8 protein-coding genes, 3 tRNA genes and 1 pseudogene are annotated in these 9822 nt (G+C 70.7%); 8 read left to right on the forward strand and 4 right to left on the reverse strand.

The window, feature by feature from the left end; translation table 11 throughout:
• The 3 genes from G6020_RS03615 to G6020_RS03625 form a co-directional block, all read left to right on the forward strand.
• Positions 1–1145: DUF294 nucleotidyltransferase-like domain-containing protein (locus tag G6020_RS03615; protein WP_241732559.1), on the forward strand; the 1145-nt coding region annotated here is incomplete at its 5' end.
• On the forward strand, positions 1145–1858 hold the full coding sequence (locus G6020_RS03620; RefSeq protein ID WP_182609684.1) for an exonuclease domain-containing protein: 714 nt from the start codon (positions 1145–1147) through the stop codon (positions 1856–1858). The genes G6020_RS03615 and G6020_RS03620, both read left to right, overlap by 1 nt.
• A gap of 10 nt (positions 1859–1868) precedes the next feature.
• The gene (locus G6020_RS03625; RefSeq protein ID WP_182609685.1) at positions 1869–2663 is read left to right on the forward strand and encodes a fumarylacetoacetate hydrolase family protein; all 795 of its coding nucleotides are present in this window, start codon (positions 1869–1871) and stop codon (positions 2661–2663) included.
• A gap of 48 nt (positions 2664–2711) precedes the next feature.
• Here the strand turns inward: G6020_RS03625 and G6020_RS03630 are convergent, their stop codons facing one another.
• A complete protein-coding gene (locus G6020_RS03630; RefSeq protein ID WP_182609686.1) occupies positions 2712–3842 on the reverse strand; it encodes an isochorismate synthase in 1131 nt (376 codons plus the stop codon).
• 123 nt (positions 3843–3965) lie between these two features.
• Here G6020_RS03630 and gltX point away from each other — a divergent pair, with 123 nt between their 5' ends.
• The 3 genes from gltX to G6020_RS03645 all read left to right on the forward strand — a co-directional run bounded on the left by gltX (position 3966) and on the right by G6020_RS03645 (position 5728).
• Positions 3966–5450: a glutamate--tRNA ligase gene (gene gltX / locus G6020_RS03635; RefSeq protein WP_182609687.1), complete on the forward strand. Its 1485-nt coding sequence runs from the start codon at positions 3966–3968 to the stop codon at positions 5448–5450.
• Positions 5451–5530: 80 nt separating this feature from the next.
• Positions 5531–5602 (forward strand) — tRNA-Gln (locus tag G6020_RS03640).
• Between the two features lie 53 nt (positions 5603–5655).
• Positions 5656–5728: transfer RNA gene (locus G6020_RS03645), tRNA-Glu, on the forward strand.
• Between the two features lie 140 nt (positions 5729–5868).
• On the opposite strand, the gene G6020_RS03650 is transcribed toward G6020_RS03645, so the two are convergent.
• The 3 genes from G6020_RS03650 to G6020_RS03660 all read right to left on the reverse strand — a co-directional run bounded on the left by G6020_RS03650 (position 5869) and on the right by G6020_RS03660 (position 9259).
• Positions 5869–6813 carry a hotdog domain-containing protein gene (locus G6020_RS03650; protein WP_179525507.1) on the reverse strand — a complete coding sequence of 315 codons (945 nt, stop codon included), beginning with the start codon at positions 6811–6813 and terminating at the stop codon, positions 5869–5871.
• Positions 6814–6944: 131 nt separating this feature from the next.
• The gene (locus tag G6020_RS03655; RefSeq protein ID WP_194305951.1) at positions 6945–8540 is read right to left on the reverse strand and encodes an MDR family MFS transporter; all 1596 of its coding nucleotides are present in this window, start codon (positions 8538–8540) and stop codon (positions 6945–6947) included.
• Positions 8537–9259, reverse strand: coding sequence for a TetR/AcrR family transcriptional regulator (locus G6020_RS03660; RefSeq protein ID WP_182609688.1), 723 nt, complete (start codon positions 9257–9259; stop codon positions 8537–8539). Before G6020_RS03660 ends, G6020_RS03655 begins: the two co-directional genes overlap by 4 nt.
• A 112-nt stretch (positions 9260–9371) precedes the next feature.
• Between G6020_RS03660 and G6020_RS03665 the strand changes: the two genes are divergently transcribed.
• Positions 9372–9444 (forward strand) — tRNA-Glu (locus G6020_RS03665).
• Between the two features lie 78 nt (positions 9445–9522).
• Positions 9523–9822, forward strand: a pseudogene (locus tag G6020_RS16705) (ABC transporter substrate-binding protein); the annotation flags it as partial.

Consider the following 9822-nt stretch of genomic DNA (forward strand, 5'->3'; position numbering starts at 1 on the left):
TCCTCCAGATCGACCGCGGGGTCCACCACCTCCCGGTCTGCGAGGACGGCGTGCCCGTGGGGATGGTGACGAGCGGGGACCTGCTCCGACTGGCCCAGACCGACCCCGTGTACCTGGCAGCCCGCATCGCCCGCGCGCCCGACCCCGAGGGGGTCGCGCGCCTGGCGGCGAGGTTGCCCGCCCTGGTCGGCGAGTTCGTCCGCCGTGGCACCGCCCCCCAGGACATCGGTCGCGTCGTCACCGCCACCGCCGACGCCGCGACGCGACGGTTGATCTCACTCGCGGAGAGCGGCCTCGGACCGCCGCCCGTGGGGTACTGCTGGGTCGGCCTGGGTTCCCAGGCCAGAGGGGAGCTCGGCGTGGCGAGCGACCAGGACAACGCGCTCATCCTCGACGACGAGGCGGAGACGACACCGGATGCGGACCGGTACTTCGCCGCGTTGGCGCAGGAGGTGTGCGCCGGTCTCGACCGGGCCGGATTCCCGTTGTGTCCGGGCGACGTCATGGCCTCCAACCCGGCGTGGCGTCGCACGTGCAGGTCCTGGGAGCGCCAGGTGGGGGACTGGGTGCGGGCGCCGGGAGCGGACGCCGTCCTGCACTCCCAGGTGTTCCTGGACATCCGCCCGGTGCACGGGGACACCTCGCTGTTCATGCGGGTCCGTGACGAGATGCTCGCTCGCGCCGAGGGCAGTCGACGGTTCCAGGCCCACCTGGCGCGCATAGCGTGCGAATGGCAGCCGCCGCTGGGGTTCTTCCGTGGGTTGGTGGTGGCACGACGGGGTGAGTACCGCAACACCCTGGACCTCAAGGCCGGCGGGATCGCGCCCGTGGTGCAGATCGCGCGTGTGCACGCCCTCTCCGCGGGGCTGGACGAGGTGTCCACCCTCGGTCGGCTCGACGCCGCGGCCGGGGCCGGCGTCATCGCGCGCGCCGACGCGGAGGATCTCGGCGAGGCCTTCCGGTTCCTGCGTGGTCTGACCTACCGCCACCACGCGCGCCAGATCGCGGACGACGACCCTCAGGACAACCACATCGATCCGGGAACGCTGAGCTCCGCCGACCGTCACCGTCTCCGCGCCGCGTTCCGGATCATCGCCGGGGTGCAGGGCTCGCTCGCCCTGAAATACCGGGTCGGGCAGATGTGATGCGTGAGTGGTTCACCGGGTCCGGGCGACGTCGACGCACCGCACGACGGCTTCCCGACGGTCCGCTGCGGCGCTACCTCGAGACTCCGCCCCCGGAGCCGTCGACCCCACTGGCGGATCTGCAGTTGCTGGCGATGGACGTCGAGACCACTGGCCTCGATCCGCGCCGCGACAGGGTTCTGTCCGTGGGGCTGGTACCGGTGGACGGTGACCGGATCGTCCTCGGCGGCGCGCGGTCCCTGCTCCTGCGGGCCGAGGGTGCCGACGACGTGGAGGGAGTGGGCCAGAGCGCGACGCTGCACGGGATCACCGACGACACGGTCGCGACAGGGGTGAGCGTGGACGTCTTCCTGGACCGGGTCTTCGAGGCGTTGACCGGCCGGGTGCTCATCGCCCACTACAGTCGTATAGAAACCGATTTCCTCGGCGCTCTGTGCACCTCCGGGCACGGTGTGCGGCCGCCGTTCGTCCCCGTCGACACCCTCGAACTCCACCGCCGGGTGCTCGGCGCGGGCGTCGACAGTGGATTCGCCCCGGAGTCCTCCCCGGACGAACTCCGGCTGTGGAGCGCCAGGGAGCGGTACGGGCTCCCCCGCTACCGGGCGCACGATGCGCTGATCGACGCTCTCGCCTGCGCCGAGCTCTACCTGGCCCAGACCGCGGAGCTGCACGAGCGCGGGGTCACGACGCTCCGGGATCTGCGAACGGCATAGGATCGCGGGTATGCGTCTCGCCCGTATCGCCCACCCGCAGGGATTCGCCTTCGTCGAAGTCCGCGGTGATGTCACCGATCCCGCCACCCTCACCTGCGCGGAGATCGCCGAACACCCCTTCGGCACCCCCGAGTTCACCGGCCGCGAATGGCCGCTGGCCGACGTCCGTCTGCTCGCTCCGATCCTCGCCTCCAAGGTGTTGTGCGTCGGTAAGAACTACGCGGAGCACGCCGAGGAGATGGGGTCCGAGGCGCCCGCCGAGCCGCTGATCTTCCTGAAGCCCAACACCTCGGTGGTCGGCCCCGAGGCCGGGATCGCGTACCCGCCCAGTTCCGAGCGGGTGGACCACGAGGGTGAGCTCGCCGTGGTGATAGGTCAGCCCTGTCGCGACGTCTCGGCCGCCCGGGCCCACGAGGTGATCCTGGGGTACACCTGCGCCAACGACGTGACGGCGCGCGACCAGCAGCTCGCGGACGGTCAGTGGACCCGCGGGAAGGGGTACGACACCTTCTGCCCGCTGGGCCCCTGGATCGTCACCGACCTGGACCCCAACGGCCTCGACGTCCGCACCACGCTGCACCACCCGGACGGGTCCTCGGAGCTGCGCCAGGACGGCAACACCTCCCAGTTCATGCACACCGTCGGGGAGATCATCGAGTACGTCAGCAGGGTCATGACGCTGCTCCCGGGCGACGTCGTGCTGACGGGAACCCCGGCCGGCGTCGGCCCCATGCTCCCCGGTGACCGGGTCACCGTGGAGATCGAGGGCATCGGAGCGCTGACCAACCCCGTCGTCGACAGGTAGGTCGGGTCCCGACCCGCCTGACGGTCGAGACCCGGTCGGGGGGTCCGGTCACACGGCGCCCAGCGCGGTGAGGACCGTGCGGAGTTTGGCGGCGGTCTCGGCCACCTCGTCGTCGGGGTCGGAGTCGGCGACGAGCCCCCCGCCCGCCCAGGCGATCGCCCCCGAGCGATCGGCGTCGATCTCGGCGCAGCGGATGGTGACCATCCAGTCGCCGTCTCCGCCCGCGTCCGCCCATCCCACCGCACCCGAGTAGAAGCCCCGCCGGCCCTCGAGACCCGCGATCACCCGCCGCGCCTCATCGGTGGGGGTTCCGCACACGGCGGGGGTGGGGTGGACGGCCAGCGCGAGGTCGAGCGCGGTCGTCCGCGGGTCGGCGACCCGTCCGCGGATCCGCGTCCCCAGATGCCACATCTCACGGGTGGAGGTGAGCGACGGGCGCTCGGGGATCTGTAGATCCCGGCAGAGGGGGGCGAGCGCCGTCGCCAGGGAGTCCACCACGAACGCGTGCTCGGCGGCGTCCTTGCCTGAGGCCTGCAGTGCCCGTCCCGCGGCCTGGTCCACCGACGTGTCACGGGAGCGGGGGGCGGATCCGGCGAGCGGATGGCACTCCACCACGTCACCCCGTCGACGGACGAGGAGCTCCGGGCTCGATCCCACCAGGATCCTGCCGGAGTGGACCCCGCCGGCGGGGGACAGGTCGACCAGGAATCCATCGGCCGACGGGCTCGAATCGATGAGCGCCGCGCACACGGCGTGGGGGTCGATCGGGTCGTCCGCGAGCAGCCGGACCGCGCGCGCGAGCACCACCTTGTCCAGCCCACCCGCCCGGATACCCGCGATCGCGGTGGCCACCCGTCTCCGGTGGGCCTCAGTCGAGGGCAGTTCCTCGACGACGCGGGCGCGCGTGCGGAGCGAGCGGAAGTAGGCGGGCGGCTCGAGTGGGCCGTCGGTCCGGACCACGATGTCGGGCTCGACCAGTGCTGCCGGGGCGTCCGGCTCGAACCCGATGGCGCCCACCACCAGCCCGCAGCGTCCGGACCGGAGGGCCAGCGCCGCGTCGGCGGGGTCGGGGAAGACGCGGAGGGAGCCCTGGGTCCGCAGCGATCCGGTGTGGCGCGACAGGAGGAAATCCGGGGCGGTGACAGGCCTGGCGGCGTCGGGGTGGGGCCCTGACGCCACGGCTCGCCTCCCTCGACTCCGATGTGCGTGGATCGCGCGCGAGTGGCGGGCCACGGGTACCCGCCGATCCTAGGCCGGTCCTGCGCGGGGGTGCGAGCCGGGACCGTCACTAGGATGGTGCGCATGACAGCCCCAGACGTCCGTGTCCGTTTCTGCCCGTCGCCCACCGGTACTCCTCATGTGGGGCTCGTCCGGACGGCGCTGTTCAACTGGGCTCACGCCCGGCACACGGGCGGGACCTTCGTCTTCCGCATCGAGGACACCGACGCCGCACGCGACTCGGAGGAGTCCTACCAGGCCCTGCTCGACGCGCTCCGGTGGCTCGGGCTGGACTGGGACGAGGGTCCGGAGGTGGGCGGTCCGTACGCCCCCTACCGCCAGTCCGAACGACGCGACCAGCACCTCGATGTGGTGCGCAGGCTCGTCGACGCCGGTGAGGCCTACGAGTCCTTCTCGACCGCCGACGAGGTCGAGGCGCGCCACCGGGCGGCCGGGCGCGACCCCAAACTGGGGTACGACGGCTTCGACCGCGACCTGACGGAGGAGCAGAAGCAGGCCTACCGGGACGAGGGCCGTGGCGCCGTGATCCGGCTGCGGATGCCGGACGAGGACCTCGGGTGGGACGACCTCGTCCGCGGGGAGACCGTGTTCAAGGCCGGCACCGTTCCGGACTTCGCGCTCACCCGGGGCAACGGGATCCCGCTGTACACCCTGGTCAACCCGGTGGACGATGCGCTCATGCAGATCACCCACGTCCTGCGCGGCGAGGACCTGCTCAGCTCGACCCCCAGGCAGATCGCGCTCTACCGTGCGCTCACCCGGATCGGGGTCGCAGACCGTGTGCCCGAGTTCGGGCATCTGCCGTTCGTGATGGGGGACGGCAACAAGAAGCTGTCCAAGCGGGACCCCGAGTCGGATCTGTTCCTGCACCGCGACCGCGGCATGCTGCCCGAGGGGCTGCTCAACTACCTGGCGCTGCTGGGCTGGGGACTGTCGGACGACCGCGACGTGTTCTCCCTCCGGGAGATGGTGGAGGCCTTCGACGTGCGCCAGGTCAATGCCAACCCCGCGCGCTTCGACCAGAAGAAGGCGGACGCGATCAACGCCGAGCACATCCGGCGGCTCCCGCCGGAGGAGTTCGCGCGTCGGCTGCGGGACTTCCTCGAGGCACACCCGTCCGAGGACGGACTCACGCTGCCCGCGGAGCTGGACGGTGATCGTTGGGCGGTGCTCGCGGATCTGGTGCAGACCCGCATCGTCGTGCTGTCCGACGCGTGGGACCTGATCCGGTTCCTGGTGGTGGACGAGTCGGAGTTCGTCGTCGACCCCGGGTCCGCCGCCAAGAACCTCAAGGCCGATGCGCGCGAGGTGGTGGACGCGGCGGCGGCCGCACTGGAGTCGGTGCCGGAGTGGTCCACCCCCGCGATCGAGGCCGCGCTCTCCGGTGCGCTGGTCGACGAGCTCGGGCTCAAGCCGCGTAAGGCCTACGGTCCGGTGCGGGTCGCGGTGACCGGATCGCACATCTCCCCGCCGCTGTTCGAGTCGCTGGAACTGCTGGGTCGCGAGGTCACACTGGCCCGCCTGCAGGCCGCGCCCATCGCTGAATGACCTGGCGATTTGCTATTCACCCTCGGTGCTTTGATAGTCTCTTCGAGGTCGCCCCGCACGGGGCGGACAAGTGAATACAGTGGCCTATGGTGTAATTGGCAACACAGCGGTTTCTGGTACCGTCGTTCTAGGTTCGAGTCCTGGTAGGCCAGCTGAGCGCGTTGTAGCGCTCACTGCAGCGGTTCCTCGCGGAGCCGCGTCCTGAGCCCCCGTCGTCTAGCGGCCTAGGACGCCGCCCTCTCACGGCGGTAGCGTGGGTTCGAATCCCATCGGGGGTACACACGAGAACGCCCGGAGCATCATGCTCCGGGCGTTTTCTCGTTCTCGGCCCGGTCCTCTCCACCCCGGTCCTCTCCACCCCGGTGCATCCCGGCGCCGTCCTTCTTCCGATCGGGGGAGAACGGACGGACTGGTCCGGTCAACCGGCGGTCGTCACGTCGACCCGCCCCCGTCCTCGGAGCCGGATGAGGTGCCGCGCGTGTTCGTCGAGATCACGGTCCTCCGCGGTCAGCGGGGTCCAGTGGGGGACCGGGGTGGGGCGGAGATCCGGGCCCAGAGCCGCGCACACGGCCAGGCAATGGGTCGTCAGCACCCGTTCGGGTGACGTGGGCTCACCGGACCGCACGTGGACGGACACGTGCATCGTCTCGTGACCGGTGTGCAGGAGCCTGGCCTCCACCTCGACGACGTGGCCGATCTTCACCGGGTGGTAGAAGCGCACCCCGCCGGCGTACACGGAGGTGCACGGGGTGCCCGACCAATGGGTCGCACACAGGTTCGCGGCGTCGTCGATCCACGACATGATGCGCCCCCCGTGCACGTTGCCGCCCCAGTTCACGTCACCGGGGGCCGCGAGGAACCGCAGGGCCGATCGGGGTGCGGTTCCCGCGTCGGTATAGCTCTGGACGGCCATGGCGTCCTCGATGTCCTTCCGCAGGGCGATGCGCATCACCGCCTCGTCGGACTCGTGGACCTCCAACCGGGAGGCGGGCCGCCAGGACGGCACCGGGGTGGGTCTCCCCTCGCGGACGGCGATGAAGACGACCAGGCACTCCGCGCAGTGGCGGAAGTCGAGGGTCACGGGGTCGCAGGCCCGGACGTCGCACTGGATGTGCATCGAGGTCGATCCCGTGTGGACGAGTCGCGCCGACACCTCGACGAGTTCACCGGCCTCGATCGGCCGCGAGAAGCGGACGTTGCCCACGTAGGCGGTGACGGCGTACCCGCCGGACCACACCGCGGCCTGGGCGTACGCGGCCTTGTCGATCCACTCGAGGATGCGGCCGGTGTGCACCTGGTTCCCGGTGCCGACGTCGGTGGGTGCGGCGAGGAAACGCAGGACGGTCTCTCGGGGAGTGTTCACGCTGGGCAAGCTATCGCCGTCGCGTAACGGGGCGGTTGCCGCGGGTGTGGATCGCGTGTCGGTGTGCTCACCCCGGTCCGGCGGCGCGGTGAGCACGCCACCCGGTCGGCGGGTCCGATCCGCCGCGGGGGTCAGTCGACCGTTTCCTTGAGGGGGTCCTCCCGGATGAACAGCAGCAGCACCGTGGCGATGAGCAGCAGGGGGACCACGACGAGGAAGATCGGCACCAGGGCGTCGTTGTAGGACCCCACGATCGCGTCGTGCAGGGGCCCCGGGAGGCCGGCGAGGATCTCCGGGCTCATCGAGTTCGCCGCGCCGGAGCCCTCGGCGAACGACGCGGCCACCTCGGCCCCCTCCGGCCCCATCGCGGACGCCGCGGCCGGGATCCGGTCGCCCATGAGATCTGCCAGGCGGCTGACGAAGAGCGACCCCACGATCGCCGATCCCAGCGTCCCGCCGATCTGGCGGAAGAAGTTGTTGGACGCGGTGGCGGTCCCGACCATCGAGACGGGGAACGAGTTCTGGACGATCAGGACGAGCAACTGCATGCACAGGCCCAGGCCGAAGCCGAACACGAACAGGACCGCTCCGAGGTGCAGGAGGGTGTCGGCGGCCTCGAGGGAGCTGATGAGCCACAGACCCACGGACATGATGACCGTCCCGACCACGGGGTACCACTTGTAGCGGCCGGTACGGCTCACGATGTTGCCCACGACGATGGAGGTTCCCATCATCCCCGCCATCATCGGGGTCATCATCAGTCCGGCGTCGGTGGGCCCGAGCCCGTGGACCATCTGGATGTAGGTGGGCAGGTAGGTGATGGTCCCGAACATCGCCACGCCGATGATGAGCCCGGCGGCCGTGGAGAGCGCGAAGTTGCGTTCCGCGAACAGCGTCATGGGGATTAGTGGGTGCGGCGATCGCAACTCGACGAGCACGAACGCCGCGGCGCAGATCAGGAACAGCGCCGCGAGGCCGAGGATCACGGGGTCGGTCCACGTGTAGCGGTTACCGGCCCACGAGCAGACGAGGATGAGCGCCGAGGTGGCCGTGACCATGAGGACGGTGCCCGGCCAGTCCGTGCTGCGGCCCGTGCCGCGGGTGGGCAGCTTCAGGTAGAGGACCGCCACCACGAGGGTGAGCAGGCAGATCGGCAGGTTGAACCACAGCGCCCAGCGCCAGCCCGGGCCCTCGGTGAAGAATCCGCCCAGGAGCGGACCGAGGATCGACGACAGTCCGAAGACGGCCCCCATGACCCCCATGTACCGGCCCCTCTGCCGGGCGGGGACGACGTCGGCGACGATCGCCTGCGACAGCACCATCAGGCCGCCACCTCCCAGGCCCTGGATCGCGCGCGAGACGATCAGGATGTCGATGCTCCACGAGAGGGCCCCGAGTACGGAGCCGCCGAGGAACAGCAGGATGGCGGCGACGAAGAGCGGCTTTCGGCCGATCTGGTCCCCGAGCTTGCCGTACACGGGGAGCCCGATGGTCATGGTCAGGAGATAGACGGTGATGACCCAGCTCATCTTGTCGACCCCGCCGAGGTCCGCCACGATCGTGGGCAACGCGGTCGCGAAGATCATCTGGCCCAGGGACACGATGAGCATCCCCAGCAGCAGGGAGGTGAAGACCAGCGGCACGTTGTGGGATGCCGGAGCCGGTCCGGTGGGTCGGCGATCGTCCGTGGCGATCGTGCTGGTGTCGTTCGTGCTGGTGTCGCTCATGACGTGGTTCCCGAGGTCTCAGGGGAGATGGTCCCGGCCGGTCTGGTCCCGGCCGGCGTGGCGTCGGAGGGCGCGGTGACGAGAAGTGCGAGCTGCCGGAGGGCGAGGGCACATTCGGCGTCGAGGTCGGCGAACGTCGCGGCCTCCCGTGTCAACCAGGTGGACAGCCCGAGGTTGGCCGAGGCGGCCACGAGAGCCACGTAGGCACGTGCCTCCGCCCTGGCCGCGACCCCGTCGAGGCGGCGCAGGGCCGGGTGGCGCTCGAAGTGTTCGGTCACCAGGTCCACCAGACGGAGCTGGAAGTGAGATGACGCGGTCACCCGGGCCACCCCGAGGTCCGGGTCGGCCCGGAAGATCTCCGCTCGACGGTGGGCCAGGGTCGCGGTCTGGGCGTCGTCCGCGATCCGCGCGGCCGCGAACGCCGCGAGGAACAGCCTCAGGAGCGCCCCGGGGACGTCCGGGTCGGCAGCGTCGAGGAATTCCCGGCGGACCGCGAGCGGGACGTCCCGGGGCGGCGAACCGATGACGGCGGCCTCCTTCGAGGGCACGTAGTTGAAGAACGTGCGCTTGGAGACCTGGGCGGCGGCGCAGATCTGGTCCACCGTCACACAGTCGTACCCGTGCTCGAGTACGAGGGAGGTCGCGGAGTCCTCGATGGCGAGCATCGTGGCGCGGCGTTTGCGCTCGCGGAGGGAGTCCGGTTCCGGCGGTGAGGTCACCAGGAGAGTCTACAGAAAAGTAGACTGAGTGCATATTTACACCGGGTGAACGGCGGTCGGCCCGCCGATTTTGTGGAGCGCCGGTCGGGTCGCTAGAGTCGAGGCGTACCAGGCCCCCGTCGTCTAGCGGCCTAGGACGCCGCCCTCTCACGGCGGTAGCGTGGGTTCGAATCCCATCGGGGGTACTCAGTGACATGTCCCGGTTACTCGCGTGAGCGAGGAGCCGGGACATCGCGCATTTCGGGACGTGAGACCATTCCCCCGTGCACTCTCGTCGCGATGTCCTCCGACTGGCGCTCGGCGCCGGTGCCGGGCTGGCGACTCTGTCCGCGTGCGGGGCGGTGGGGGAGACGACGACGGGCCCGACCACCACGACGGGCGACCCGATGGCCCCACCGAGTCCCGTCCGTACCCCGACCGATGACCCACCGGTCCGGCGTGTGATGCCCCTGTCCTCCGCTGACCTGGACGTCGTGCTGGCCCTGGGGCTGGAGCCGGAGGCGGCATGGGCGGCGGACGGGACGGGGCCCCGCCCGTGGCGGGATCGGCCGTCCCCGCCCGCG

Origin of the sequence: Dietzia sp. B19 (assembly GCF_014145155.1) — a bacterium.
Taxonomy (GTDB): Bacteria; Actinomycetota; Actinomycetes; order Mycobacteriales; family Mycobacteriaceae; genus Dietzia; species Dietzia natronolimnaea.

Coding starts and splice junctions, on each gene's coding strand:
- G6020_RS03620 (WP_182609684.1), top strand. CDS start 1,145: ATGCGTGAGTGGTTCACCGGGTCCGGGCGACGTCGACGCACCGCACGA.
- G6020_RS03625 (WP_182609685.1), top strand. CDS start 1,869: ATGCGTCTCGCCCGTATCGCCCACCCGCAGGGATTCGCCTTCGTCGAA.
- gltX (WP_182609687.1), top strand. CDS start 3,966: ATGACAGCCCCAGACGTCCGTGTCCGTTTCTGCCCGTCGCCCACCGGT.
- G6020_RS03655 (WP_194305951.1), bottom strand. CDS start 8,540: ATGAGCGACACCAGCACGAACGACACCAGCACGATCGCCACGGACGAT.